A 25,150-nucleotide genomic window follows, 5' to 3' on the forward strand; every position below is an offset into this window, starting at 1 on the left:
CGTACTCCAATCCTTTAAAAGTTAGTTCAGTGTAGTAATCTACACTAGGTGCGACTGCCCGTCGCACATAAAACCGGGTGCAATAGCATCACCCGGTTATCTTTCATCTGATCATTTGGTTGCAGCCTGTTGGTCAACATTCACTTCTATATCACCAAACTCATCACGGACCATTTGCATGATGTTGACTACTTCTGATTTTGACAGCTGTTCAGACTCTTTCACATGAACTTGGACTTTGTCATCCTCATGACGCACCAGCACATCACCGTAATCGGCTGAAGCAATAATTGACTCTTCCAAAATCTTTTCCTTTCTGGATATTTCTTCGAGCTGGTTCATCTTATCCTTGGCCTCATTTTTCTCATCCACGCTCGCTGTGCTTGAGGCTACAACATCATCCAGCCGGTCCTTCGCTGCACTGCGCTCATCCTCGATTTCCATGCGGATGGAAGTAAACAGCTGATCTTCCTTAAGATTGGAGATGTCATTGACATCCGCTTCACTGTCATTCTTTTTTGCATTATCCTCTCCCGCCGCATCGGATGCCGCTTCCTCCGCAGAATCTTCCCCATCAGGCAGATACGCAAGATCCCCACTCCCCGGTGATGTCATGTAATAGACACTCAAAACAATCATTAAACTCAGCATTGTCAATAGCCATACCGTCTGTTTCTTTAACATTGATACACCCTCCTAATTTTTTGGCATTACAGATACTCTATGTGATGGTACATCAAGCACCCGGGAAACAGCTTCAATCACCCATTTTTCCACACTTGCATGATCGACTCCTTCAGCAACGACAAACACCCCCCTGACATCTGGTTTTTTTGTCTGAACGAGCAATGGAACTTCTTTATCCCCCTGCCGCACCAGTACAACTTGTGTTTCCTCCGAATTTTCTTCTATTTGCCTCTCACCGCCATTTGTATCTGTTTCTTCTGTTGATTGCTGATTTTTGATTAAGTTTTTTTCATAGACTTTCACTTTGGTTGAATCCAGATTGACCATGACTTCCGCTTCTGATACACCCTGAATCTTGTTCAGCAATTCCTGCAAATCTTCTTCATAGTTTTTCTCTATCTCATTAACACTGGAACTTTTGGAGGATTTATCCAGCATTGTTTCATCTGAAGATGGTTTCTCCATCTTTTTCGGCGGCTCCTCAATGGACGAATCTTCTTTTGCTGTGGAAGAGAATACATTCCCCAGCATCAAGAGCAGCAAGCCAAGCAGGCCAATAACAATAATATATCCGGCCTTTTTGGAAGGTTTGTTCGAATCTCCTGATGTTCCTAAAAGCTTTTGCAAGTATTTCTTCAAGATGCCCCACCCTCCCTTGCAATGGTGATTTTCTCTTTGTCCACTTCCCATACATCATGCAATAAGTTCTTAATTCCTTCTGCATTGATTTCGGTCTCTTCCGCGGCCGGTTTGTCCGTGTCAATTACAACGTTTTCAACAACCGCCACTCCCCCTTCCTCTGTCTGCGGTTCCTGCAGATATACAGTGACTTTTTCCAGATTCTTCTTCAGGTTTTCATCCGCAGCATCCACCTCATCCGAAATCTGGAGGTCCATGTCCGCAATTTGCTGCTGATAGTTTTTCTTAAGGGGCTCATTTGCCAATTCTTTTAATTGGACAGCCATTTGTTCTCCAATATATGCACGCTGGGACGCTTGTATTTCACTTTTTTTCATTTCCACTGTATTTTCCAGACTATTTTTTTCCGTTTGTTCATTCGTCATTTCCGTGTATGCCGCCTGGAGTGACTGTTTGACATCCATATCAAATAAATAGAATACGGGCTTCAAAAAAATGAGAATCAGAATCAGTCCAACTGTTAATTTAATATATTTTTTCATCGAGGTTGCCGGAATCAAAAGATCAACGACAGAAGCCAGCAGCAGAAACAGAATAATTTGGGTCACCCAGTCAATGAGAATATCCATCCCAACACCCCTAACGCAGCAGGATTGTTATATTACTTGCAGCTACCAGAATAACGATGGCAAGGAAAAACATTAATGTCACAGCCAGTAAAGCGGCCAGAATAAACACAATATACTTGCTAATCGTGTCCATCACAGAAATAACCGGACCATCGCCTATCGGCTGCAATATAGCCGCGGCTAATTTGTAGATGAGTGCGATGGCAAAGATCTTAACTGCCGGGAAAATGGCAATAAAAACGATAATGAGCACACCGGCAATGCCGACCGCATTTTTCAAGAGCAGTGACGCACTTAAAATCGTATCCGTCGCATCCGTGAATGTCCTGCCGACAACCGGGATGAAGTTACCGGTGATAAATTTGGTCGTTTTCATTGCAACGCCATCCTGGACAGCACTGGATGCTCCCTGAACAGACATGACACCCAGAAAGATCGTCAAAAAGATGCCAAGCGTTCCCATGCCAACTTGTTTCAATAGATTGGCTAGTTTCGACACACTGTAATTTTCATTTAAATTACTGACAATTAATAACAGTGCTGATAAAAACAGCAAAGGCAGAATGAACTTTGATACAAGCACCCCACTCAAATTAATAAGAAAAACAATGACAGGATGAAAAAAGGAAACAGTTATGACATTCCCCAACGTCGCCATAATGCCCAGCATTAGAGGTAACAGCGCGATCATGAAGCTGCTCATGGTATCAATCGCGTCGTTGGCATAGGAAACGGCCACGTAAAAACTGTTCAATGCCAGATAGATCAGAACAATATAAACAATATAGTACGCAATTTTACTGACAGCACTTTTTTCAAAGGCGGTATGGATGGTTTGCAGGATGACTGAAAACAACGTGAGCATTAATAGCTTGCCTAGCAGTTTTCCATTCAGAATGAGTTCATGCAGCAGGAACTCAAGAAGGCCCCATAATGTATTTTTAATAGAGAATGAGCCATTGTCTTTAATAAACTCATAAATGCTTGTCTTTTCAATCTCAGGTACATAGCCCCCATACTCATGCTCGAGCGTTTTCCAGAAGGTTTGGATCCCATCGAGTGAAATATCATTCAGCAGCTGGTTCTCCATTTCAGCCGGCTTCTCCCCGTCCTTCTCTGTCTCGGCGGAAACAATTGATTGTCCAAGAAGGAGTGACAGCAGAATGAAAATGACGCCAATTTTCCACTTAGTCTGTTTCACTAGAGCACATAACTCCTTTCCCGGACTCTTCCTATACGGAAGAGACAAAACGCAGGATAGCTTCAGCCACAGCACTTATAATCGGTATCGCCAGAAGCAGAATGAATATTTTCCCGGCCAGTTCGATCTTCGCTGCGACGGAACTGAGCCCGGCATCCTTGGTCAGGTTTGCTCCAAGCTCAGCAATGTAGGCAATGCCAATTATTTTCAGGATGGTTTTCATATACATCCCATCGACATTTGCTTTTGTACCCAACGATTCAATCAGCTGGAAAATGGTGCCAATTTGCTGGATGACGGCCAGAAAAATCATAATTCCGGTAATGACAACTAATAGAAATGCAAACGAAGGATTCACATCTTTAATGATCATATAAAGAATGCTTGCGATAATCCCGATGATTACGATTTGTATAATATCCATTCATTACTGCCCCTGAAAAAGGAATACGGATTTAATCTGCTGAAACAGATCCGAGAGACCATCAATGACAATGACCATCACGATAATGAAACCTACAAGTGTTGCAAACTGGGCTATTTCTTCCTTTCCCATTTGCTTTAAGATCGTGTGAATGAGTGCAACAATAATTCCTATCCCTGCAATTTGAAATAGTATGGATGCATCAATCGCCATAGTTGGTGCGCTCCTTTCCCTTCTAAATCAGCAGCAATACGACAAACAAACCACATAATACGCCTAAACTTTTTGCCATTTTTCCGTATTTAAACTGATTTTCCCTCGCCTCTTCCAACTGCCGGTCCAAATGGTTGATTGTCAAATGGATATGCTTCTGCTGCTGATCGAAGTCATGCTGCCCAAGCGTCCTGCCAAACTGATTTAAAATTTCCCCTTCATTTTCAGACAGGGATGATGTTGTCAGTAAATCATCGACATGGTTATTCCAGACACTGTACAAATCAGTGGCTTTCTCATGCATGGAAACGTGCATGTTATGAAAAAAAGTGCTTAGCGGTTCCGGAATTTGTCTGGCAATGGTTTCAAATGCTTCCGGCAAGGGCAACTGGCTGTATAAAATTTCTGCCTCCAAAATTTGCAGGGCGTTTTTCATCTGCCGAATATGTTTCGGACGCTCATTAAGTCTTCTGCTGATTTCAAACCCGATCAGCGTTGTTGTGCCTATAAAAAGAAGTGCGCCAATCCACTTCATCTGTTGAGCACCCCGATTTCTGCAGTAGGTTTTTTTCATTTCGGCTGTAAATACGATGGATGTCTCCAGGCTTTTTATGTCTGTTCAAGACGACAAACCGCTCGAATACATCATGTTCAAACAAAGGCTGCAATGATGGCCGTTTTTTAAGCTCCTGCAGTGAATCACCATGAATCGTGCAAATGACCGTGACACCGGCATTAATAGCTTCCATCAGTGCTTCTGCATCTGATCTGCTTCCAATTTCGTCAACAATCAGGATTTCCGGTGACATCGACCTGATCATCATCATCATGCCTTCCTCTTTGGGACAAGCATCCATTACGTCGGTTCGTATGCCCAGATCATGCTGCGGAATACCCTTTTTGGATCCGGCAATTTCCGAACGCTCGTCCACAATGCAGACTTTGCGGGCCCCGGTGCTGCCCCACCCCGTTCCAATCAGACGCGCAACATCACGAATAAGCGTTGTCTTGCCGGTCTGTGGCGGACCAATTAGAAGCGTGTTCAAATAATGGTGCTCGTAAAGGTACGGGATGAGCAAGTTGGCTGCACCAATTTTTTGCTTGGCAATCCGAATGTTAAAGGAAGCTATATGCTGGATGGCTTTCACGTGTCCATGCAGTGTGTTGACCTTTCCGGATAATCCGACACGGTGGCCACCTTCAATCGTGACATAGCCTTCACGCAGTTCATCTTCCAGCCGGTAAAGCGAGAACTCGCTGAGCTGATTTAGCACAAATATGCTGTCTTTTCGTTCCGGCCGTACATGCCCAATCCACTCGGCATAGTCATCAAAAACAAGTTCAACAGGCTGCTGGAGCCGAAAACGGATTTCCTGCATGTGTCCCCAGCGATTTCCAATTTTATCGTGGATCGCTTGTCTTATTCGCTCAGGAAATAATCTGAGTATTTCTTCCATAGCATGTCCCCACTTTTACAATAGCTTGTTAGTAAATATATGATGGCAGATTTGAATTATGACCTGACGTGCATAAAAGAAGCTGGGCATAACGAAAATCATCAACACGAAAACCGAATGATGACTGGAGTATTTTCGTATTCGCTGGGACAAGTCTTAACCCACCGCTGGAAAAAATACTTCGATGGCTTTAGATGGAAAACCATTTATAGTGATATTTCTAAGGAGACTATTGTGTATTATGTCACCTTAGCGAAAAAACGCCGCTGAACAATTTCTATAAACTGCGACGTAACTTACCGCTACGGAAGTACACTACGCTTTCCGCGGGCTCGCGATGAGCCTCCTCGTGAGAAAACCACTCACTGCGGGGTCTCATCGTCTTCGCTTTCCCGCTGGAGTCTTCGTGTATTTCCTTCGCTATTGCGGCGATTGGAGCGTAGGGCAGTCGACTCCTGCGGGAAAAGCAACAGCTGAAGATCCCGCAGGAAGCGGTTTTTGCTTCCGAGGAAGCTGAAGCGTTGCCCGCGGTAAAGAAGACACTGCGAAAAGCGTGAGGTTGAGCAGATGTCGCACTTATGCCTGTGGTGAAAGCGACTGCCCGGAGCGGAAATCAGCATTGCAGCAGTGTCGCAGTTTTTATCAACTACGCCGGAAAACAACAAAGTTTAAGACGAGAGTCATAAAAAAATCCGAACTGATTTAACATCTAACAGGGAAATGTTGAATCAACGTTCGGAATTTTCGTTGCCTCAATACTTTTGTCCCAACACAAACAAAGCGGCCCTTCGTGAGGACCGCTTTTTGTCTATGCTCTTGATACATATTTTCCTTCCGATGTACTTATGACTAACACATCACCCTGATTAATAAAGAATGGCACTTGCACGACATACCCTGTTTCAAGTGTAGCAGGCTTTGTTCCCCCGCTCGCCGTGTCGCCTTTCACTCCCGGCTCTGTTTCAGCTACGGTCAATTCCACGTTTTTGGGGAGTTCCACACCGATCACTTCCCCCTCATACGTACTTATCGACACTTCCATATTTTCCTTCATGAAACTCAGTTCATTTTCGATTTGGCTGGTTTGCAGTTCAAGCTGTTCATATGTGTTCGTATCCATAAATGCATGTGTATCACCGGAAGCATATAAATACTGCATCTTCCTGTTTTCAATATGTGCCCGATTTACTTTTTCGCCAGCACGGAATGTTTTTTCCTGAATATTACCATTGCGCAGGTTCCGAAGTTTGGACCTTACAAATGCGGCCCCTTTTCCCGGTTTGACATGCTGGAAATCAATAACTTGCCAAATATCGTTATCTACTTCAATCGTCAGTCCAGTCTTAAAATCGTTCACTGAAATCATGTAAAAGAGTCCTCCTTCAGTCTATAGTTGAATCAGTTCTTTCGGAGCTTTTGTCAGCCGCTCGTTGCCGGAACTGGTCATAATAATATCATCCTCAATGCGGCATCCGCCAACATTTGGAATATAGATACCAGGTTCCACCGTGACAACCATGCCTTCTTCCAGTTTCTTATCTGAACGGAACGACAGGCTTGGGGCCTCATGCACTTCCATGCCCAGACCATGACCTGTGGAATGGCCGAAATAGTCGCCATATCCCTGTTCCTTTATATAATCTCTTGTCAGTGCATCGGCCTCTTTTCCGGTCAAACCCGGTTTAATCCCGTCTACACCGCGCAATTGTGCCTCAAGAACTGTGTTGTAGATTGCTTGCAGCTCAGAAGAAATGTCACCGACAGCAACCGTTCTCGTTATGTCAGAGCAATAACCGTTGAACAAAGCACCATAATCCATGGTAACCAGTTCGTCGGATTGTATTTCTTTATCGGAAGCAACGCCATGCGGGAGCGCAGCCCTATAGCCGGACGCAACGATGATATCAAAGCTTGAAGAGGCTGCCCCTTGTTTGCGCATGAAGAATTCCAGTTCGTTGGAAATGTCTATTTCTTTAACACCTGGCCTGATATAATTCTGAATGTGTGTGAACGCATCATCGGCAATTTGGGCCGCCTGCTTCAAAATGCTTCGTTCTTCCTCGGTTTTAATCAGACGGAGGTTTTCCACCAGTCCGCTCACTCCGACTAAATCTGTAATGAATGTCTTTTTATACAGTTCATAGGCCGAAAAAGTCACGTGATCTTTCTCAAACCCAAGCCGCTTCACATTCATTTCCTTTAATTGGCTGCTGATTTCTTCATGGATCAGCTGTTTATGTTCCACTACTGTAAATCCGGCTGCCTGCTCATTTGCTTGATCTATGTAACGGAAATCTGTAATAAAGCGGGCATCGTTTTGACTGACAATTACTGCCCCAGCAGTGCCGGTGAACCCGGTAAGGTACCTTCTGTTTACTGGACTCATGATTAAAATAGCGTCCAGGTTTGCTTCCTCCAGTTTACTGCGAAGTTTGTTTAATTTCCCCATTCGATCATCCCTTTCTATTTATTCTCCAGGAAAGCCAATGCCGCCAGTCTGTAGCTGTTTCTTCCAAAGCCGACAATCTGCCCATAACATACAGCTGCCAGCATAGACTGATGGCGGAATGCTTCACGCTGATGCACATTCGATATGTGCACTTCAATAACAGGCGTATCGATTGCAGCGATGGCATCACGCAAGGCAATACTTGTATGGGTGTAGGCAGCAGGGTTGAAGAGAATGCCATCGTATTTCCCATTCGCCTGATGAAGGCAGTCAATCAGTTCCCCCTCATGGTTGGACTGAAAACTATCCAGTTCACCCCCATAGTGATGTACCAGTCCGGAGAGTTCCTCCTCGATGGACTGCAGCGTGAAATCCCCATAAACTTCCTTCTCCCGTTTTCCGAGCAGGTTAATATTCGGTCCATTCATAAGCAATAGCCGGTTCATTGCACTCATTCCTTTACCATTTCAGAATTGCTGCGGACTGTTATAGTCTATCATAAACAGAAACATTTGAATAATGGTAAAGTCCCAAAATAATGATGACCATGCATCCGTCCCGCCGCTAATTCTGTGCTTCGTTATCCTTTAATTGGTGCAGCGTATCATTGTAGTCATAAGAAATGGAATATCCGACAAACGTGCCATATAGTATATATAAACAGATGGTTGACACAATCGTATACATATTAAGATCCGTTAAAGGAGGAATGTTTGGAAAGACCGGCTGCAGCAGATAAAAAACGATTCCCCACAAAATAACTCCATAAACAGCGCCCATCAAAAAATTTTCTATCTTTTTAAAGAAAATGTAGTAAACAAACGCGACCCCAATGGACAGCAAACCTGTCATCACGACCGACAATGCATTGCCCAGCCATCTGTCCGTCCATTCCGCCGTTATCCACGATCGCAGCAGATAGCTCTTCGGGGTTACCTCCGAAAAATTGAAGAAATAAAGCACAATGCCAAGAAATCCAAATACCAGACCGCCAACAAAACCCGTAATCAGCGACCTGGACAATAAACTTAGTGGCTCCTCCCGTTTATTCTGCTCCAATTGCTTATCCTCATTTCCCACTATAAACACCTCCACTTTTATTGTTGCCAATGTCCAAAAATCCAATCATGCCATTTTAAATGGATTGGTCAGTGAATATCATTCGTTAAAAGAAGGATTTTTTAGTAAAATAGAATTAGACACAAAATGAATATAATACACAGGACAGGAAACAATGTAAGCAGTAGTATAAAGTTATAGTTTATAATTTTTTTGCTGGAGCTGATAAATATAGCAGAATAGTGGTATACACATTAGTAAGTATTGATTATTTGAAGGGAGGATATCCAAGTGGTTCGTAATAAATTTTCTTTGCTGGTTTATGCGATTATCGGGCTTGCCGTTATCGGTGTCATCACACAGCTGTTCACCAACACAGCTTCCTTTCTGACAAGTATACTGACGATGGTTGGTTTTGCTGCTGCCATCTTTGCGGTCATCTACTTTTTTGTCTTTCGGAAGGGGAGTTCTTCTTCCAATGACGCAAAAAAATATAAACAGGCCGTCAAACAATCCAAGTCGAAATATAGCCAAAAGCAAGCAAAACCAACTAATAACAACTCCCAATCACAGCCATCCGCAATGAAAAAGAAACTGAATAAACGTGCATCCCACCTAAGGGTAATTGATGGGAATAAGTCCAAACGTAAAAACCGGGCCAGCTTTTAAAACTGGACCGGTTTTATTCTGGCCAGCGCTTCAGGAACGCATCAGCTTGTTCTCTTCCAGCATCAATTAATTGCTGCTTCACCTCATCAGACAATTTAAAATTGGTTGCGTCTACATGTTCCACTGGGATAAAGATAATGTGATGCTGATCTGATTTGGAAACATACCGTGCATCATGGGCATGAAGCATTGTGCTGAACAGTGCTTGAAACAAGTCAAGCGCATTCCCAATTTTACGGGGGCTATTCTGTTCGGGATAACCACTCAGCTTCACCCCCAATACGGGCCGTGCGTACTGGTTTCTCCCATCCTCAAATACCCATAACGGAAAATTACTCAATAGTCCTCCATCAACAATCAGGCTTTTTTGCTTCTTTTTGCCGCGTAATTTTTCCGGCATAAAAAAATATGGGAAACCGGCGCTCATCCTTACGGCTTTGGCGACCGAAAAGCTGTTTGGGTTTATACCATATATCCGCTGTAAGTCATCTGGTATAACCACTAGTTTTCCGAGTGAGATGTCACTGACAATCACTTTCAGAAAGCCTGGATTCAAATCACTAAATGTATAAACACCTTTTCTGGCCAACTGTCTGTACATCCAAGTTTCCAGTTTATTACCCTTATACAAGCCGAGCTGAAAATATAGGTTCACCCACTTTGAAAATGGGATGAATGAAGTCCAGACAGGTGGATCCAAAAATTCCTGTACATCCAATTCTTGTACAAGCTGTTCTATGTCGTCAATGCTGTATCCAGCTGCAAGAAGAGAGGCCATCAAAGCCCCGGCCGATGACCCGGCCACCCGCTCAAAGGAATAGTTATGTGCATAGACCCGCTGTATAGCGCCAAGGAGAGCGTATGCCTTTACACCGCCACCGGAAAACACCCCATCAATTCTCATCTTGTCATCCCCGCCGCCCCTTCTCTAGTCATCCATTCTGACAAAGAATTCCTGTTTTATATATAGGCAGGCGTGCAGGAAAATAGAACAAAGAATACACTACTGGCGCAGACGATTATGCTTCGTTTTCTTCAATAGTCTGGTGTAACTGTTCAACACGTATGCTGTCCTGTTTGAAATACTGCACCAAGTCACCGATCCTGTCGATTGAATTCCAGCTAAGATGATGCTCGATGCCTTCAACATCTTCATAAATTTTATCACTGTCCACACCAATCACTTCAAGAAATTCTTCAAGCAGTTCATGCCTGTAAACAAGCCGTTCACCAAGTTTCTGGCCTTTGGCTGTCAAAATGAACCCCCGGTATTTCTCATAGTTGAGATATCCGTCTTTGTCCAATTTTTGCACCATTTTCGTAACAGATGACGGGTGAACCTCCAGTGTTTCTGCGATATCGGATACACGGGCATATCCTTTTGATTTCATTAAATTGTGTATCAGTTCAATATAATCCTCCATGCTCGGAGTAGGCACCTGAATCACTCATTTCATGGGAATAATTTTTTAGCTTATGCAACAATGTTTCTCTTTAAAGCATACACGATAGGTGCACGTTGGACAAGTCACAAACAAAAAGAAGGACGGCCATGCCGCCCCCCTTTTGAGGAAATTATAATCCGCACTTCAGCTGTGCGCCGCAGCTTGTACACGTATTACAGCCGCCTAATTCTTCAACACTTCCATTCCGGCATACTGGGCAAGTGTCGCCGACTTCCGATCCAAAGGTGACATTGGTTTTATCCAACTCCTGAATGGTATCCATCAGAACAACTTTCGGCCTTTCCTCTTCAAAAAGTTCGGTTTGTTCACTTGCTGCATTTTCTTCTGCTTTTAAGGTGAGCACTTGTGTATCACGGCTACCGTCGACGTATACGGTTCCACCTTTTGCACCGCCATTGTATAATCGCTGGTACACACTTTCCACCTGATCAACCGTATATCCTTTTGGTGCATTAACCGTTTTGGATATGGAACTGTCCACCCATTGCTGTATGACACACTGGGTATCCGCGTGTGCCTCTGGGCTTAGGTCCATTGCGGACACAAACCAGTCCGGCAGACTGTCTGAATCCTGTTCAGGATGCTCATCAAGGTACTCCTGAACAATGTCAGCTTTAACCTCAATAAACTTGCCTAATCTGCCGCTTCTGTAATACGAAAATGAGAAATATGGTTCCAGTCCGGTACTCACGCCAGCCATCGTTCCGGTGCTTCCAGTCGGTGCAACCGTCAGCAGGTGGGAATTACGGATGCCGTGGTCGCGTATTGCTTCTTTAATATCATCCGGCATTTTTTGCATGTATCCCGTGTTCACGAATGCCTCCCGCAATTCTTTTGTTTCGGCATCGGTCTCGCCGACGAGGAACGGGAAACTGCCTTTTTCTTTTGCCAGTTCAATCGACTCACGATAAGCAGTTGTTGCGATTGTTTCAAAAATACGGTCAACGAGTTTATTGCCTTCTTCTGATCCATATTTTGTCTGACAGTAAATCAATAAATCATGAAGACCCATGACACCTAGACCTACACGTCGCTCGCCTAGTGCCTGTTTTTTATTTTCTTCAAGGAAGTATGGTGTTGCGTCAATGACATTATCCTGCAGACGGACACCTGTCCTGACTGTCTGCTTCAGCTTTGCAAAATCCACTGTCTTCGTTTGTTTATCAGCCATTTCAGCCAGATTGACTGCGGCAAGGTTGCAGACGGAATAAGGTGCAAGCGGCTGTTCCCCACACGGATTTGTCGCAACGACCTGATCGCCATAGGCTTGTGCGTTTGTCATTTCATTGGCATTGTCAATAAAGAAAATGCCCGGCTCAGCCGAATAGGTCGCACAAATATTAATCAAATTCCATAGTTCTTTCGCCTTCACACGACGATAGACACGAACCCCGTAGCCCATCGCTTCCCATTTGCGAACATCTCCAACTTCATGCCATTTTTCGTTATAAGCACGCATCTCTTCCTCGGTATAATTTTCAACGTCTGGAAAACGGAGTTCATAGAAATCATCATTCTCAACGGCTTCCATGAAGTCTTTGGTAATGCAAACGGAAATATTGGCACCGGTCAGGAATTCCGGGTTATGAACCGTATACGTCCCAGCGGTCAGCAATTTCTGCTCTGCTTCACGAATAGCCGCCTGTGTAAAGCCACCTTGACCAGGCATGGACCGATAGTTGACGATCCCCTGATATAAATCGGTTTCTGTTTCCGTCAATGGTGTAAAATTCAGCTTCTCCTGTGCAAGCTTTTTAATCTGCTCGTCTTCGGTGTTTTCAATCAGATACCTAAGTATTCTCGGGTTCTGCATTTTAGAAATAATGAATTCGATAATATCGGGATGCGAATCAACCAGCATGATCATTTGGGCTCCACGTCTCGATCCGCCTTGTTCTACTAAATGGGTCAGTTTCGCAATATCATCCAGCCAGGATACCGAACCGGACGATTTGCCGTTCACCCCCCTGGCGAGTGCATTTCGCGGCCTAAGGGTCGATCCGTTGGTACCGACGCCACCACCCCGTGACATAATTTCCATCACTTGCTTGCGGTGGTCTGAAATTCCTTCACGGGAATCTTTGATATACGGCATGACGTAACAATTGAAATAGGTGACATCTGTGTCCGCACCGGCACCGTACAGAACGCGACCGGCAGGAATAAAATTCATACTGCTTAATTCCTGGTTAAATTTCTCAAACCATTCATCCTGTTTTTCTTTCGTTAATTCTACCTCTGCCAAGCCGTTTGCATTTCGTCTGGCAATTTGTTCGTAGTAAAGTTCCAAAGGTTTGTCGATCACATCAAGAGAGCGCCGCACAACACCTGTGGCCGCTTCCTCCTCATCATCAAGAACGGACAGAAACTCGGAATCTACCTGAATGGCAGCGTCCGAGTTGTCCCAATCAATAGATTTAATAAAGCCATGGCCACGTGCAGGAAACTTCGGGTCTGCCTTAACTGTCAGAACGACGAAATCCCCGGCTTTAAGTGTCCGCTTTGCGGTATCTTTGAATGCATACCGGTCGAGCATAACCAGCCTGGAAACACCTTTGTGCGTCCGTTTCATATCATCTGTAATCGGGTGAACCTGAGGGAAAAGTCTTATATCTTCATTCAATGATTGCACATCGATGTCAAGCTGATTTTCAACAGCAGTCGACATAATGGGGTCACTCCTTTATAAGGTTGTCCGGCATGGTAACTCACCATGCTGTTACTAATAACATATCATACTTCACTTTAAGAAAACAATATATAGTACATAACTTAAATTTGAATACAATATATGGGGTGAAGAGAACAAATACAATATGATTTGTCAATCGTAAGAAAGGATAAGTATATCAAGATAATGAAAGGATAATCAAGCTAATCGCGTAAAAAACAATTTTTTTGGGATTTTTAAATTATCCATTCAGCAGGAAATTCTGCAGGTTCCCACAATATCCGCCATTCCCATTTTTTGAGGATCTGAACATTGACTAATTTCCACAGCAAAAAATACTTTGAAAAATAGAGCGATACAGCATATAATAGACTCGATAGCAATGTGAATGACGGGGGAACAAATTATGGAGTATTTGATTATAGTAATAGTTGCGCTTCTGGCCTTTGGAATGTTCCGGTTCTTCAGACAAAAAAACTTTTTGAAAACCTTGACCGAAGAACAGTTCCGGGAAGGCTACCGTAAGGCGCAGCTCATTGATGTTCGTGAACCAAATGAATTCAAAAAAGGCCATATACTTGGCGCGCGGAATATTCCGCTGACACAGCTAAAACAGAGGCTTGTGGAATTGCGCAAGGATAAACCGGTCTACCTCTATTGTCAGAGCGGCACAAGGTCAGCACGAGCGGCCCAGCTGCTTCATAAAAAAGGATACGACGATTTGAGCCAGCTGAAAGGTGGCTTTAAAAAATGGACGGGGAAAGTCAAATGATGACCAGCGTTCCGGTCAGTGCCACGTAGTACTTCTTTGACTGGACACGAGCCGGCCAACCGGGCCATCATCTTTATAAGCCCTTAAAAAATGGACGGGGATTTATTTCCCCGTCCATTTTTTGCTTTGATTCTTATTTTATTAAAGGCTGTTTTCTAAAAGACTGTTGCTTTTTGCTTCACTCTACAGAATAAAACCTTGCTTAACAATTTATTTCGAGTAACGCAGTACCGGTTTCCGGGCTGCGGTTGTTTCATCCATTCTCTTGACCGGTGTATGATGTGGTGCTTCCTGAACCAGTTCCGGATTGTCTTTAGCTTCCTCGGAAATAGCTAGCATAGCATCGACAAAACTATCCAGCATTTCTTTCGATTCCGTTTCTGTCGGCTCTGCCATCATCGCCTCTTCCACGTTTAGCGGGAAATAGATGGTCGGCGGATGGAAATCATAATCTAAAAGACGTTTGGCAATATCCAGCGTACGGACACCAAGTTTCTTTTGTTTTTTGCCGGACAGAACAAATTCATGCTTGCAATGCTGCGAATATGGTAATACATATTCCTTTTCCAGCCTGCGCATCAAGTAATTCGCATTCAGTACGGCATATTCGCTTACTTTTTTAAGTCCCTCGGCACCCATCGTGCGAATGTAGGTATAAGCACGCAAATTAATCCCAAAGTTTCCATAATATGGTTTTACGCGACCAATGGATAAAGGCCGGTCATCGTCAAACATATACTGGCCATCCTTTTTAACCAGCAGCGGTTTCGGAAGGTATGGCGCAATTTCACTGGATACTCCGACAGGACCTGATCCTGGCCCACCGCCACCATGTGGTCCAGTAAATGTCTTGTGCAAATTCAGGTGGACAACATCAAAGCCCATGTCTCCCGGTCTTGCATAGCCCATGATTGCATTAAGGTTAGCCCCGTCATAATACAGTCTTCCCCCTGCATGATGAACAATCTCAGCCATTTCAAGAATTTCCGTTTCAAACAAGCCAAGCGTGTTCGGATTAGTAAGCATCAGCGCGGCTGTCTCCTCATTTACAACACGTTTTAAATCCTCAAGGTCAACAAGTCCCTGATCGTTTGTTTTGACCGTGACCACATCAAAGCCAGCAACGGAAACAGAAGCTGGATTTGTTCCATGAGCGGAATCCGGTACAACCACTTTTGTCCGGTTATAATCACCATTCGCCTCATGAAAAGCCCTGATCATCATAAGACCGGTCCACTCACCTTGTGCACCTGCGGCCGGCTGCAGGGAAAATTCATGCATTCCAGTTAACTCTGCAAGAGATGTCTGCAAATCATACATCATTTCCATGGCACCCTGAACTGACTTCGGATCCTGATGTGGATGCAATTGACTAAATCCATCGAACCGAGCCACATCTTCATTTATTTTCGGATTGTATTTCATGGTACAGGATCCAAGCGGATAGAATCCAGAATCAACCCCGTAATTCCGCTTGGACAGTGCCGTGTAGTGACGCATAATTTCCAGCTCACTCACTTCAGGCAAGTCAGGTGCTTCTGTCCGGATATAGGCATCATCAAACTCACTATCCAAGTCCAGCTCCGGTACATCAAGATCCGGAAAACTATAACTTGTTCTCCCCTCCTGGCCGCGTTCAAAAATTAATGGAAAATCCTTATTTGCCATGAATATCCCTCACTTCTTTTACAAAAGTATCCATCTCCGCTTTTGTACGAATTTCAGTGACGGCAATCAGCATATGCCCCTTTAGTTCCGGATACGCTTTTTCCAGATCGTAGCCACCAATAATTCCGCTGTCTAACAGCCTTTCGTTAACACTAGTGACATTTTCCGAAAGTTTTACAGCCAGCTCATTGAAAAATGGGCCGTCAAAAGCCGCCGGGATTCCGGCCTCTTGCAATTTCTGCTTCAAATACCGTGCCTTTTGCATATTCAGCACGGCCATTTTCCGAAGGCCATGTTTCCCGATAGAGGTCATAGCGACGGAACTGGCGAGCGCGTTCAATGCCTGATTGGAACAAATGTTGGATGTTGCCTTGTCACGCCGGATATGCTGCTCTCTGGCCTGTAATGTAAGTACAAATCCTCGTTCTCCCTCTTCATCCGTTGTCTGGCCAACCAGGCGCCCAGGAACTTTGCGCTTCAGCTTATCAGTTGTTGCAAAATAGCCACAGTGCGGCCCACCGAATTGTGCCGGGATGCCAAACACTTGTGTATCTCCAACAACGATGTCGGCCCCGAAATCTCCCGGCGGCGTCAGATAACCTAATGCGAGCGGATTGCTGGAGGCAATGAACATAGTCTTTTTTTGCTGGCGGATAATCGAATTTATTTCCTGCATTGGTTCTATCTGACCGAAAAAATTAGGATACTGGACAACAACCCCAGCAGTATTCTCATCCATTTCGTTTTGTAGCTGCCCAAGATCTGTCTGACCGTCTTTGTGATCAATTTCAATGATCTCTAGGTTTTGTCCTTTTGCGTACGTGTGAATGACTGCTCTTGATTCCGGATGAACGGTTTTGGATACGATTATTTTATCGCGCTTCGTCTGACCGGCACTCAGGGTCACCGCTTCTGCCAGTGCAGTTCCGCCATCATACATAGAGGAATTGGCCACTTCCATCCCGGTTAGTTCACAAATCATCGTCTGAAATTCAAAGATGGCCTGCAATTCACCCTGAGAAATTTCCGGCTGATACGGTGTATAAGCTGTATAAAATTCAGAACGCGAAATAACATGGTCAACAACCGATAGGATATGGTGATCGTAGACCCCGGCACCGAGAAAACAGCTGTATTCGCTCAGATTGGCATTTTTAGCTGCCATTCCGGCGAGTTCTTTTTTCAGCGAGGCTTCATTTGCCGGTTTTTTCAGATTCAATTCCCCTTTAAATCGTACTTTTTCCGGGATATCCGAAAAAAGAGCCTCGGTCGAGTCGACTCCAATGACATCAAGCATTTCCTGCTTATCGTTCTCTGTCATCGGCAAATAGCGAAATTCCATAGAAAAACCTCCCCCTTACTCATCACGTTTATAAAATGGTGTTTCCACAACAACAGCTTTTAATTTCCGCTTGCGGACCTGGATGTACAGTTCCGTCCCGGGCTGGGCATATTCACTTTCCACAAGGACCAGGCCAATATTTTTTTGAAGTGATGGTGACTGCGTGCCCGTTGTTACAAAGCCAATCTCCCTGTCATCATCGAGTACCGTATACCCTGTTCGCGGAATGCCTTTATCAAGCATTTCAATGCCGGCAAGTTTTCTGTCCGTTCCGTTTTCTTTTTGTTTTTTCAATACTTCTTTCCCGACAAAATCTGCTTCTTTCTTCACCTTGACCGCAAATTTCATACCTGCCTCAACCGGTGAAATGGTTTCAGAAAGTTCCTGCCCATATAATGGAAGATTCACTTCAAACCGCAATGTGTCTCTTGCTCCAAGACCGACAGGCTCCACTCCATATTCTTCGCCTGTATTTAAAATCAGGTTCCAGAGTTCCCGGCCTTTTGCAGCATCAATGTAGATTTCAAAGCCATCTTCCCCTGTATACCCTGTACGGGACACAATGGCTCCTGCATCGATTGCAGAAAAATAGACCGGATTTTCAAAACGGAAAAATTTAATTTGACTTAAATCGGTCTCCGTCAAGTTCTGGAGGACCGTTTCCGCCAGCGGGCCCTGCAGTGCAAGCTGGACGTACGCAGCTGAAACGTCTTTAATCGAGACATTCTCACCGTCTTCTTTCTGTTTTAACAGCCATTCATAATCCTTGTCCGTATTGGCCGCATTAACGACCAGTAAGTATTGATCAGCATCGAGCATATAAATGATGAAATCGTCTACTGTTCCACCGTCTTCGTAGCACATGAACGTGTATTGAGCACGTTTTGGGGTCAATCGTGAAACGTCATTTGTCACAACCCGCTGTAAAAATACTTCACTGTCCGGGCCTTCCACCAGAATCTCTCCCATATGCGACACATCAAACAATCCTGCTTTCGTTCTTGTAGCCTGGTGCTCATGCTTAATGCCGCTGAACTGGACTGGCAGCTCCCATCCGCCGAAATCAACCGTTTTCCCCCCTGATTTCGCATATTCTGGGTAAAGAGGTGTCTGCTTTAACTTACTCATGTTATCCACTCCCTTTAGAAGTTGTTCAAAAAGTCCGGTAAAAAATCCTCCTTTTGAACACGCACCTTTAAGAAACAATGATTAACTGCAAAAGGAACTAATCAAAACCGGAGAACCGGTTTATTGCAGATCTGGCATCCGGTCCCCGGCAGCTGAAAAATACGGCTTGTATTTTTCCAGACATAAAAATAGAGATTTCTCTGCTGCCAGGGAAATCTCTGTCCTTCAACCAGAAAGTTGCACACTTTTGTAACAATTCAAATTACAAAGAATGCTTGCTTCGTGGGTGGTCTACTATTTGTAAACACTCTCCAGAGCCGCGTCCTACAAGAGTCTTTTTGCCTGAGAGATTCACATATGTTTGCTCCTTCGGCGTTACTGCGCACAGTAAGCTCTCCCCTTGTATTCATTCGCATAATGATATTCCATTTTTTTGGTTATACTATGTATTGGATGTTATACGTTTCAAATCTGCAATCACATGTATTATAACACAAGCCGCATCGCAAAAATAGAGATAATCACAACTTTATGAAAAAAGGAAGTATACGATGAATCAGATTGATATAAAGCGGGATACAGATTTCATTGATGGATTAGAAACAAGCCTTGAACAGGAGGGTCCCTTTTCTGCATGGGATCTTTTCCAAATGAATTATCAGGCAGCCCTGACGACCATGGCTCCTTCATTTGACGGGCTGAAGGCACTGGAGTATCTGCCGCAAATGGAGTTTATGGATCATCAGATCTCCAGTGCCAAGCAAGTAATGGAAGACATGAACGGCCGTGCAATCCTGGCTGATGAAGTTGGCTTAGGGAAAACAATTGAAGCGGGTTTGATTTTAAAAGAATATATGCTTCGCGGTCTCGTAAAAAAAGCGCTGATTATTGTTCCGGCATCACTAGTAAACCAGTGGGCAAATGAGCTCAATGAAAAATTTTATATTCCTGCAGTGACTTTCAGGAAATCTCATCCGTGGGATCAGTATGACGTTATCATTACATCCATTGATACGGCCAAGCGCTCCCCACACCGTGAGCAGATACTGGAACAGGATTATGACTTTTTACTGGTGGATGAGGCACACAAACTGAAAAACCATAAGACCAAAAACTATGATTTCGTGAAATCTATAAAGAAAAAATATTGCCTGCTGCTGACAGCAACACCTGTGCAAAACCGTCTGGTTGAAATATTTAACCTTGTCTCCATTCTGAAACCGGGACACCTTGGTGATTATGATACATTTTTGAAACAGTATGGCAAAGACCGAAAAACAATCGGACAGGATGGGTATCTGAAGCAGCTTATCCAAAAAGTAATGATTCGGAACACACGGCAGACTGCCAAATTTGATACCATTAAACGAAAAATTGAAACTGTCTGGGTGGATTTCACCGAGGAGGAAAATAATGTCTACAGCCAGCTGGAGAACATGACCGAAATGCTGCCTGCATTTTCAAAGATTACCTTACTCAGGGAGCTTTGTTCCTCCCGCGAAGCGTGTTATTTGTCACTCAAGAAAATGATGGAAGATAAAGAAAAAGAGGAATGGATCCGTCCGGTAACCGAGGAGATTGAACAGCTCCCGCAGCACGTGAAGGCAGCGAAAGTAGTTGATCTCATTAACCAGATTGGCGATGAAAAAGTGATTATATTCACTGAATACCGCGCTACACAATTTTATCTGCAATGGTATCTGAAAGAAAATGGTATCACTTCGGTTCCATACCGGGGTGGCTTTAATAAAGGGAAAAAGGATTGGATGAAACAGCTGTTTGAAAATCATGCACAGGTACTGATTGCAACGGAAGCCGGCGGAGAAGGAATCAACCTCCAGTTCTGTAATCACCTGATTAATTATGATCTGCCATGGAACCCGATGCGTCTGGAACAGCGTATCGGAAGAATCCACCGGTATGGTCAGGAAAGAGACGTGCACATATACAACCTGGCCATCCGTGGGACGGTGGAGGAGCATATCATGACACTGCTGTATGAAAAAATAAATTTATTTGAGCAAGTGATCGGAAACCTGGACAGTATTCTTGCAGAACTGGACATCAATGACATTGAATCTGAAATTCAAACCATCTTTTCCGAATCGGCATCGGCCGGGGAAGCAAAAATAAAATTGGAAAATTTGTCCTCTGTTATCAAAATGACACATGACGAAGCAGCACAGGAGGAAGAGCACTATGGCAATTAACGATTTGCACCACTTTCTTGAATCCTATTTCACTGCACATCATTGCAGCATTTTGCACAATCAGGATGGTATGCTCACTGTCCAGCTGACGGAAAAAATGGACCGAGCGTTAATGAATCGCCCGTTTTATTGGCACTATATTAAGAAAATGGGGCACCCTGGCGATCCAAAGCAGCTGACGCTCATTACCGACCCGGAAAAGCGGGACGGGAAACATGAATGGGTTCACTTTGGCAGTCCCCGTTTGCACCAAATCCTGAACCATTTACATGCCAACGAAAAATATACAAAGCTGTTTGAAGCAAAAGACACGAACCAAAAAGCGGCTTTATTTCCATGGCTTGTTGCCAATATAAAAATCAGTTACCAAGGAAAACAAAAAAAGGATGAAATGGTCTCGATCGGATTGCATCTTGTAAACGGGACCATGAAAGTCGGAATGATGGAGGAAATGGAGGACAAGTCCATGCAAAACTCCATTTCCGATTACTGTTATACCATCGCACCAATCATAACTCTAAAGAGCGGTTTTAAACGCATGGAAACTGTACTGGAAGATTACGTCCAGAACCAGCCGCATGATTGGGCAGAGACATCTTTGAAAACGATGGAAGAAGAAATTAATTTACTGCGGCATTTTTACAAAGGGGAAAACGAAGACAATGAAATAAGAAAGGAAATGGATGAAATAAAAGAGCGGCATTACCCAAGCATTCATTTTGAAGTCATTAACGGAGGTGTTTTTTATCTGGCCGAACAAGACTAGAAATAAAACTGGCTCCCGTCTGCGCCGGGAGCCTGTCAGTCAGCCTTATTCATAAATACTTTCCATGCAAAAGGAAGCATTCCCAGCCACCGGTTTGTATAGACGGACTGGTCAGAGCGCTGCGGTTTACGCGACTTTTTTTCGTCTGGTGGCGTATCAATAAACTTCGTGAGCTGTTGCGTCATATACTTCACATAATCATTTACAGACAAAACAAACACCTCTTTTTGCTTGTTGTGTCTATTATTATTTGCAGCTGCAGCCTATTCTATACACGAATGCGTACTTATTTCGGTAACTGGAGAGAGAGAATTTCATCTGTAATAGCCTGCGCCTGTTTGTCATCGGTCAAAATGGTCATGTCCGCAGCTTCTGTGTACAACTCTTTTCGCCGATTATACAAACGGATTTTCCCCCGGTAGTCTCCTCCCCATAGCGGCCTGTTCGGATCATCGCCCAACCTGGAAGTTATTTCCTTCATGGAGGCATTTAAATGGATGACAGTTCCATTACGTTGCATGAATTCGACATTTTCTTTCCGTTCCACTATTCCGCCGCCAGTTGATACAATACAGCCACTCTCAGGAGTGCGTTTTAGCATTTCTGCTTCATGCATCCGGAAAGTCTCCTCCCCTTTCTCCCGGAATATAGCCGCTATTGGCCCGTATTCATCCACAACCATTTGATCCGTATCCATAAATGGAATGAACAATTTGTCACTCAGCATTTCACCAACTGTGCTTTTTCCCGTTCCCATAAACCCGATTAAATAGATGGTCTTCATTCTCTTCCCCTGCCTTTTAAGAGTTGTTCAAAAATTTTTTAAATAAATGTATAAAAAAAGAAGGAGTTCTGCAAACCGTGTCGAATAGAGTCTAATGAAGGAGGTGAAACATACGTTGGACACAGCTTCCAAAATCTCAGAGCAGCTTCTCCATGCTGCTATCAGCGCAGGAGCTTCGGATATTCATTTCTTCCCTTTCTCCGATCACGCTGATATCCACTTCCGGGTGCTTGGTGCACGTATTCACCACAAAACCATTCCCATTAGCCACTATCAGTTGTTGCTTACTTACTTCAAGTTTACATCAGGAATGGATATAGGTGAAGTCCGGAAACCCCAAAATGGGACGATGATGCATGATTTTTCAGACAACCGCCTGTCACTCCGGTTATCAACACTCCCGTTAAGCCTGACAGAAAGTCTCGCCATTCGGATCCTACCGCAGGATCAGAACCTTTCCCTTGAGGAACTTTTTCTTTTCCCAAAGCAATTGCAAAAACTGAAAAAATGGGTGACCAACCGCAGTGGTATCATCCTGTTTACAGGACCAACCGGCAGTGGCAAAACGACGACACTGTATACACTGCTGCAAACCATTCTGTCCGAAAAATCCTACCAGACCATTACGCTAGAAGACCCGGTTGAAAAAGACATTCATGACATCCTGCAGGTACAGGTGAATGAAAAAGCCGGCGTCACCTATCAGACAGGTCTGAAAGCTGCACTCCGTCATGATCCGGATATCATTATGATTGGCGAGATCCGGGATCATTTCACAGCTCAGTTTGCGTTTGATGCTTCGCTGACCGGTCACCTTGTACTCAGCACACTGCATGCCGGGAGTGCACAGGGAACCATTCAGCGGTTATTGGAAATGGGCGTCAACAATGTTGATTTAAAACAGTCCTTGATAGCAGTTGCAGCACTGCAGCTGGTTCCAATCAGCACTGCCCGCCACAGCGCAAGACGGGCGGCCATCATGGAAATGCTCGATGGCAACACTCTGGACAATGCTCTGAACGGTAAAAGCTTACGGAAAGCAGACCAATTCGGCACATTCCAACATTTACGAAAGAAGGCTTATGCATATGGGTTTATTTCAGAAAAAACGCTACTGGCCGCCGGGAGCAAACCATAAGTCGCCGCGCAAAGATCTGCAGCTGCGTTTTTTACACCGACTGTCCAGATTACTAAATAACGGGTACACCATGATTGGAGCACTAGAGATTATTCAATGGGATCACCAGCTGAAAGCCATTGCCTCCTCTGTCACGACCTCGCTTAAAAGTGGCAGTCCGCTTGACGAAGCACTGGAACATGTCCATTTCAGCCCGACCATAACTTCTTACCTGTATTTAGTCCGCAATAATGGTGATCTTCAATCAAGCCTGGAAAAATGTATCACCATGTATGAACAGCGGTTGGTGTACATGAAAAAATTTCAGGAAACGGCACGGTATCCAATCATTCTGCTTATCGTCTTCGCCTTCCTGCTGTACTTTATTAAGCAATCCATTCTTCCGTCGTTTCTTGATCTGTTCCATGGCACGGCGGCATCAGCATCAGCCATAATGCTGACGATAGCAATCGTTGATATTGCCGGATACATTTTGTTCGGCCTGTTCATCATCCTGGGACTGGGGTTTCTCCTGTGGCGGCTTAACAAAGAAAAGATCAGTATTGACAAGCGAATTAAAGTGTACAGTATGATCCCGATTTACCGGCGATACAAACAAACGCAAATCTCCTTTCTTTTTGCCGTGCACATCAGTTCTTTATTAATGAGCGGCCTTTCCATCAAAGAAATTCTGTCCAGCTTGTCGAGACAGAAGAAACAGCCCATTCTTGCTTACTACGCTTCCCTCTTGACCAATGAATTATCGAGAGGAATTTACGTAACAAACTTGTTGGCCAGACTGCCGCTCCTCGATAAACAGTTATCCGTCATCTTTCAAAAACATTCAGATGTTAAAGCATTGGAAAAAGATTTGTCCGTTTACAGTGAGCTACAGACGGAAGAAACACATCGTAAAATTATGAAAGCCATCACGTATATACAGCCTGTTTTTTTTATTATGCTGGCCGGGATGATTGTTGCCGTCTACATGTCCCTGATGTGGCCCATGTTCCAGTTAATCAATACAATCTGAAAGAGGTTGTTCAAAAAGTCCGGTAAAAATGACACATCGAATTTCTTCGTTGACTTATTTCTCCGCTTCTTGGAAAAGAAAAGCCCTTTTCCTGCGTGCGATGCGGACGTTTCCTGTGCTCGAAACAGCGTCGCCTCGAAATTTCGACGCACAAGACGTGCTAGTGTCGGCGTTGCAACAGGACGTTGCAAACTTAGCCGACCGGTCCTTTTTATCCTCTTTTTTGAACACGCCATTAAAAAGGAGATGCACAAGCATGTTCAAAAATCAACGTGGTTTCACACTAATCGAAATGTACATGGGATAGAATAAATATTAAAGGCTGACAGGGTTCTTTATTTATGGTGGCAGTGTGTACTTTTACACTGCCAAATTATGTACTTTTGTTTTAACACTACACAGTTAATCTTTGACAAAATCACGTACAAGGCTGTCCATTTGATTCATAAAGCCATCATTCGTTATACTTTGAGACATGGTAGGGTTTCTCCTCTCTTTGTTTTTTTGTCTAATTCTGAGGACACCCTACCACTTTTTGTCTCAAAGAGTTTACACAAACTATTTTACGTCATCAATTCATATTAAATTTAGTCTGATTTTTAGATTGCTTAAACAAGAAGGGAATATAATAATTCTTGATTGGCAAAAAGTAGAATCAAGTATGGGGGCTCCTTTTCACGTAAGGATTCCATCGGAAAAATTGAATATGAAGCTTGTTGCTGAAGGTTTCAGACAGAAGTAATAGTCTTAATCAAGATGTGTATGC

27 protein-coding genes and 2 riboswitches are annotated in these 25,150 nt (G+C 44.0%); of the genes, 7 read left to right on the forward strand and 20 right to left on the reverse strand.

The window, feature by feature from the left end; translation table 11 throughout:
• Window positions 1-111 precede the first annotated feature (111 nt).
• From ACFSUO_RS00005 to spoIIIAA, 8 genes are read right to left on the reverse strand one after another with little or no spacing between them, the layout of a single operon-like run.
• Entirely contained in the window at window positions 112-684 is a 573-nt protein-coding gene (locus ACFSUO_RS00005; RefSeq protein WP_382389875.1) for a SpoIIIAH-like family protein, read from the reverse strand.
• A gap of 12 nt (window positions 685-696) precedes the next feature.
• A complete protein-coding gene (spoIIIAG, locus tag ACFSUO_RS00010) occupies window positions 697-1,326 on the reverse strand; it encodes a stage III sporulation protein AG (RefSeq protein WP_382389876.1) in 630 nt (209 codons plus the stop codon).
• On the reverse strand, window positions 1,323-1,955 hold the full coding sequence (gene spoIIIAF / locus ACFSUO_RS00015) for a stage III sporulation protein AF (protein ID WP_382389877.1): 633 nt from the start codon (window positions 1,953-1,955) through the stop codon (window positions 1,323-1,325). The genes spoIIIAG and spoIIIAF overlap by 4 nt, the downstream gene beginning before the upstream one ends.
• A gap of 10 nt (window positions 1,956-1,965) precedes the next feature.
• Window positions 1,966-3,156 carry a stage III sporulation protein AE gene (gene spoIIIAE / locus ACFSUO_RS00020; protein WP_382389878.1) on the reverse strand — a complete coding sequence of 397 codons (1,191 nt, stop codon included), beginning with the start codon at window positions 3,154-3,156 and terminating at the stop codon, window positions 1,966-1,968.
• Between the two features lie 31 nt (window positions 3,157-3,187).
• On the reverse strand, window positions 3,188-3,580 hold the full coding sequence (gene spoIIIAD, locus ACFSUO_RS00025) for a stage III sporulation protein AD (protein WP_382389879.1): 393 nt from the start codon (window positions 3,578-3,580) through the stop codon (window positions 3,188-3,190).
• Window positions 3,581-3,583: 3 nt separating this feature from the next.
• Window positions 3,584-3,793 (reverse strand): stage III sporulation protein AC, encoded by a 210-nt coding sequence (gene spoIIIAC, locus ACFSUO_RS00030; protein ID WP_382389880.1) that lies wholly within the window; start codon window positions 3,791-3,793, stop codon window positions 3,584-3,586.
• Between the two features lie 22 nt (window positions 3,794-3,815).
• Window positions 3,816-4,328, reverse strand: coding sequence for a stage III sporulation protein SpoIIIAB (gene spoIIIAB / locus ACFSUO_RS00035; protein ID WP_382389881.1), 513 nt, complete (start codon window positions 4,326-4,328; stop codon window positions 3,816-3,818).
• Complete coding sequence (gene spoIIIAA, locus ACFSUO_RS00040; RefSeq protein ID WP_382389882.1) at window positions 4,273-5,250, reverse strand: stage III sporulation protein AA; 978 nt, start codon at window positions 5,248-5,250, stop codon at window positions 4,273-4,275. Before spoIIIAA ends, spoIIIAB begins: the two co-directional genes overlap by 56 nt.
• 42 nt (window positions 5,251-5,292) lie before the next feature.
• On the opposite strand from spoIIIAA, the gene ACFSUO_RS00045 reads away from it, so the two are divergent.
• Window positions 5,293-5,520: a hypothetical protein gene (locus ACFSUO_RS00045; protein WP_382389883.1), complete on the forward strand. Its 228-nt coding sequence runs from the start codon at window positions 5,293-5,295 to the stop codon at window positions 5,518-5,520.
• A gap of 538 nt (window positions 5,521-6,058) precedes the next feature.
• Here the strand turns inward: ACFSUO_RS00045 and efp are convergent.
• The 4 genes from efp to ACFSUO_RS00065 all read right to left on the reverse strand — a co-directional run bounded on the left by efp (window position 6,059) and on the right by ACFSUO_RS00065 (window position 8,779).
• On the reverse strand, window positions 6,059-6,616 hold the full coding sequence (gene efp, locus ACFSUO_RS00050; protein ID WP_382389884.1) for an elongation factor P: 558 nt from the start codon (window positions 6,614-6,616) through the stop codon (window positions 6,059-6,061).
• A gap of 21 nt (window positions 6,617-6,637) precedes the next feature.
• Window positions 6,638-7,699: a M24 family metallopeptidase gene (locus ACFSUO_RS00055; protein ID WP_382389885.1), complete on the reverse strand. Its 1,062-nt coding sequence runs from the start codon at window positions 7,697-7,699 to the stop codon at window positions 6,638-6,640.
• 14 nt (window positions 7,700-7,713) lie between these two features.
• Window positions 7,714-8,145 (reverse strand): type II 3-dehydroquinate dehydratase, encoded by a 432-nt coding sequence (aroQ, locus tag ACFSUO_RS00060; RefSeq protein WP_382389886.1) that lies wholly within the window; start codon window positions 8,143-8,145, stop codon window positions 7,714-7,716.
• A 118-nt stretch (window positions 8,146-8,263) separates the two neighbouring features.
• Window positions 8,264-8,779 (reverse strand): YqhR family membrane protein, encoded by a 516-nt coding sequence (locus tag ACFSUO_RS00065; RefSeq protein WP_382389887.1) that lies wholly within the window; start codon window positions 8,777-8,779, stop codon window positions 8,264-8,266.
• A 270-nt stretch (window positions 8,780-9,049) separates the two neighbouring features.
• Between ACFSUO_RS00065 and ACFSUO_RS00070 the strand changes: the two genes are divergently transcribed.
• Window positions 9,050-9,427, forward strand: a complete 378-nt coding sequence (locus ACFSUO_RS00070) for an SA1362 family protein (RefSeq protein ID WP_382389888.1) — start codon at window positions 9,050-9,052, stop codon at window positions 9,425-9,427.
• A gap of 13 nt (window positions 9,428-9,440) precedes the next feature.
• Here the strand turns inward: ACFSUO_RS00070 and ACFSUO_RS00075 are convergent, their stop codons facing one another.
• The 3 genes from ACFSUO_RS00075 to ACFSUO_RS00085 form a co-directional block, all read right to left on the reverse strand.
• Window positions 9,441-10,331: a patatin-like phospholipase family protein gene (locus tag ACFSUO_RS00075; protein ID WP_382389889.1), complete on the reverse strand. Its 891-nt coding sequence runs from the start codon at window positions 10,329-10,331 to the stop codon at window positions 9,441-9,443.
• A 115-nt stretch (window positions 10,332-10,446) separates the two neighbouring features.
• Complete coding sequence (gene mntR, locus ACFSUO_RS00080) at window positions 10,447-10,866, reverse strand: transcriptional regulator MntR (RefSeq protein ID WP_382389890.1); 420 nt, start codon at window positions 10,864-10,866, stop codon at window positions 10,447-10,449.
• Window positions 10,867-11,002: 136 nt separating this feature from the next.
• Window positions 11,003-13,561 (reverse strand): vitamin B12-dependent ribonucleotide reductase, encoded by a 2,559-nt coding sequence (locus tag ACFSUO_RS00085; protein WP_382389891.1) that lies wholly within the window; start codon window positions 13,559-13,561, stop codon window positions 11,003-11,005.
• Window positions 13,562-13,970: 409 nt separating this feature from the next.
• Between ACFSUO_RS00085 and ACFSUO_RS00090 the strand changes: the two genes are divergently transcribed.
• Window positions 13,971-14,336 (forward strand): rhodanese-like domain-containing protein, encoded by a 366-nt coding sequence (locus ACFSUO_RS00090; protein WP_382389892.1) that lies wholly within the window; start codon window positions 13,971-13,973, stop codon window positions 14,334-14,336.
• 210 nt (window positions 14,337-14,546) lie between these two features.
• Here ACFSUO_RS00090 and gcvPB read toward each other — a convergent pair whose 3' ends face one another.
• The 3 genes from gcvPB to gcvT are packed head-to-tail and all read right to left on the reverse strand — an operon-like array spanning window position 14,547 to window position 18,474.
• On the reverse strand, window positions 14,547-16,004 hold the full coding sequence (gene gcvPB / locus ACFSUO_RS00095) for an aminomethyl-transferring glycine dehydrogenase subunit GcvPB (protein ID WP_382389893.1): 1,458 nt from the start codon (window positions 16,002-16,004) through the stop codon (window positions 14,547-14,549).
• Window positions 15,994-17,346, reverse strand: coding sequence for an aminomethyl-transferring glycine dehydrogenase subunit GcvPA (gene gcvPA, locus ACFSUO_RS00100; protein ID WP_382389894.1), 1,353 nt, complete (start codon window positions 17,344-17,346; stop codon window positions 15,994-15,996). Before gcvPA ends, gcvPB begins: the two co-directional genes overlap by 11 nt.
• A gap of 15 nt (window positions 17,347-17,361) precedes the next feature.
• Window positions 17,362-18,474, reverse strand: a complete 1,113-nt coding sequence (gcvT, locus tag ACFSUO_RS00105) for a glycine cleavage system aminomethyltransferase GcvT (protein WP_382389895.1) — start codon at window positions 18,472-18,474, stop codon at window positions 17,362-17,364.
• Between the two features lie 216 nt (window positions 18,475-18,690).
• Window positions 18,691-18,791: riboswitch (glycine riboswitch) on the reverse strand.
• A gap of 3 nt (window positions 18,792-18,794) precedes the next feature.
• Window positions 18,795-18,884: riboswitch (glycine riboswitch) on the reverse strand.
• 141 nt (window positions 18,885-19,025) lie between these two features.
• Here gcvT and ACFSUO_RS00110 point away from each other — a divergent pair.
• Both ACFSUO_RS00110 and ACFSUO_RS00115 read left to right on the forward strand, forming a co-directional pair.
• The gene (locus tag ACFSUO_RS00110; protein ID WP_382389896.1) at window positions 19,026-20,684 is read left to right on the forward strand and encodes a DEAD/DEAH box helicase; all 1,659 of its coding nucleotides are present in this window, start codon (window positions 19,026-19,028) and stop codon (window positions 20,682-20,684) included.
• Window positions 20,674-21,450, forward strand: a complete 777-nt coding sequence (locus tag ACFSUO_RS00115; RefSeq protein ID WP_382389897.1) for a YqhG family protein — start codon at window positions 20,674-20,676, stop codon at window positions 21,448-21,450. Before ACFSUO_RS00110 ends, ACFSUO_RS00115 begins: the two co-directional genes overlap by 11 nt.
• Before the next feature lie 35 nt (window positions 21,451-21,485).
• On the opposite strand, the gene ACFSUO_RS00120 is transcribed toward ACFSUO_RS00115, so the two are convergent.
• Together ACFSUO_RS00120 and ACFSUO_RS00125 are read right to left on the reverse strand one after the other, a co-directional pair.
• Window positions 21,486-21,662 (reverse strand): YqzE family protein, encoded by a 177-nt coding sequence (locus ACFSUO_RS00120; RefSeq protein WP_382389898.1) that lies wholly within the window; start codon window positions 21,660-21,662, stop codon window positions 21,486-21,488.
• A gap of 74 nt (window positions 21,663-21,736) precedes the next feature.
• Window positions 21,737-22,234, reverse strand: coding sequence for a shikimate kinase (locus ACFSUO_RS00125; protein WP_382389899.1), 498 nt, complete (start codon window positions 22,232-22,234; stop codon window positions 21,737-21,739).
• 115 nt (window positions 22,235-22,349) lie between these two features.
• On the opposite strand from ACFSUO_RS00125, the gene comGA reads away from it, so the two are divergent.
• Both comGA and comGB read left to right on the forward strand, forming a co-directional pair.
• The gene (gene comGA / locus ACFSUO_RS00130; protein WP_382390206.1) at window positions 22,350-23,372 is read left to right on the forward strand and encodes a competence type IV pilus ATPase ComGA; all 1,023 of its coding nucleotides are present in this window, start codon (window positions 22,350-22,352) and stop codon (window positions 23,370-23,372) included.
• On the forward strand, window positions 23,323-24,384 hold the full coding sequence (gene comGB / locus ACFSUO_RS00135; protein WP_382389900.1) for a competence type IV pilus assembly protein ComGB: 1,062 nt from the start codon (window positions 23,323-23,325) through the stop codon (window positions 24,382-24,384). Before comGA ends, comGB begins: the two co-directional genes overlap by 50 nt.
• The last annotated feature ends 766 nt before the right edge of the window (window positions 24,385-25,150 follow it).

It is taken from the genome of Lentibacillus juripiscarius (assembly GCF_042685205.1).
In the GTDB taxonomy this organism is placed as follows: domain Bacteria; phylum Bacillota; class Bacilli; order Bacillales; family Amphibacillaceae; genus Lentibacillus; species Lentibacillus juripiscarius.

What these genes read in the sequence shown, in the direction of transcription:
- ACFSUO_RS00005 (WP_382389875.1), bottom strand. Translation starts at nt 684, where the DNA reads ATGTTAAAGAAACAGACGGTATGGCTATTGACAATGCTGAGTTTAATG.
- spoIIIAF (WP_382389877.1), bottom strand. Translation starts at nt 1,955, where the DNA reads ATGGATATTCTCATTGACTGGGTGACCCAAATTATTCTGTTTCTGCTG.
- spoIIIAD (WP_382389879.1), bottom strand. Translation starts at nt 3,580, where the DNA reads ATGGATATTATACAAATCGTAATCATCGGGATTATCGCAAGCATTCTT.
- spoIIIAC (WP_382389880.1), bottom strand. Translation starts at nt 3,793, where the DNA reads ATGGCGATTGATGCATCCATACTATTTCAAATTGCAGGGATAGGAATT.
- spoIIIAB (WP_382389881.1), bottom strand. Translation starts at nt 4,328, where the DNA reads ATGAAGTGGATTGGCGCACTTCTTTTTATAGGCACAACAACGCTGATC.
- spoIIIAA (WP_382389882.1), bottom strand. Translation starts at nt 5,250, where the DNA reads ATGGAAGAAATACTCAGATTATTTCCTGAGCGAATAAGACAAGCGATC.
- ACFSUO_RS00045 (WP_382389883.1), top strand. Translation starts at nt 5,293, where the DNA reads ATGGCAGATTTGAATTATGACCTGACGTGCATAAAAGAAGCTGGGCAT.
- efp (WP_382389884.1), bottom strand. Translation starts at nt 6,616, where the DNA reads ATGATTTCAGTGAACGATTTTAAGACTGGACTGACGATTGAAGTAGAT.
- ACFSUO_RS00055 (WP_382389885.1), bottom strand. Translation starts at nt 7,699, where the DNA reads ATGGGGAAATTAAACAAACTTCGCAGTAAACTGGAGGAAGCAAACCTG.
- aroQ (WP_382389886.1), bottom strand. Translation starts at nt 8,145, where the DNA reads ATGAACCGGCTATTGCTTATGAATGGACCGAATATTAACCTGCTCGGA.
- ACFSUO_RS00075 (WP_382389889.1), bottom strand. Translation starts at nt 10,331, where the DNA reads ATGAGAATTGATGGGGTGTTTTCCGGTGGCGGTGTAAAGGCATACGCT.
- ACFSUO_RS00085 (WP_382389891.1), bottom strand. Translation starts at nt 13,561, where the DNA reads ATGTCGACTGCTGTTGAAAATCAGCTTGACATCGATGTGCAATCATTG.
- ACFSUO_RS00090 (WP_382389892.1), top strand. Translation starts at nt 13,971, where the DNA reads ATGGAGTATTTGATTATAGTAATAGTTGCGCTTCTGGCCTTTGGAATG.
- gcvPB (WP_382389893.1), bottom strand. Translation starts at nt 16,004, where the DNA reads ATGGCAAATAAGGATTTTCCATTAATTTTTGAACGCGGCCAGGAGGGG.
- gcvPA (WP_382389894.1), bottom strand. Translation starts at nt 17,346, where the DNA reads ATGGAATTTCGCTATTTGCCGATGACAGAGAACGATAAGCAGGAAATG.
- gcvT (WP_382389895.1), bottom strand. Translation starts at nt 18,474, where the DNA reads ATGAGTAAGTTAAAGCAGACACCTCTTTACCCAGAATATGCGAAATCA.
- ACFSUO_RS00110 (WP_382389896.1), top strand. Translation starts at nt 19,026, where the DNA reads ATGAATCAGATTGATATAAAGCGGGATACAGATTTCATTGATGGATTA.
- ACFSUO_RS00115 (WP_382389897.1), top strand. Translation starts at nt 20,674, where the DNA reads ATGGCAATTAACGATTTGCACCACTTTCTTGAATCCTATTTCACTGCA.
- ACFSUO_RS00125 (WP_382389899.1), bottom strand. Translation starts at nt 22,234, where the DNA reads ATGAAGACCATCTATTTAATCGGGTTTATGGGAACGGGAAAAAGCACA.
- comGB (WP_382389900.1), top strand. Translation starts at nt 23,323, where the DNA reads ATGGGTTTATTTCAGAAAAAACGCTACTGGCCGCCGGGAGCAAACCAT.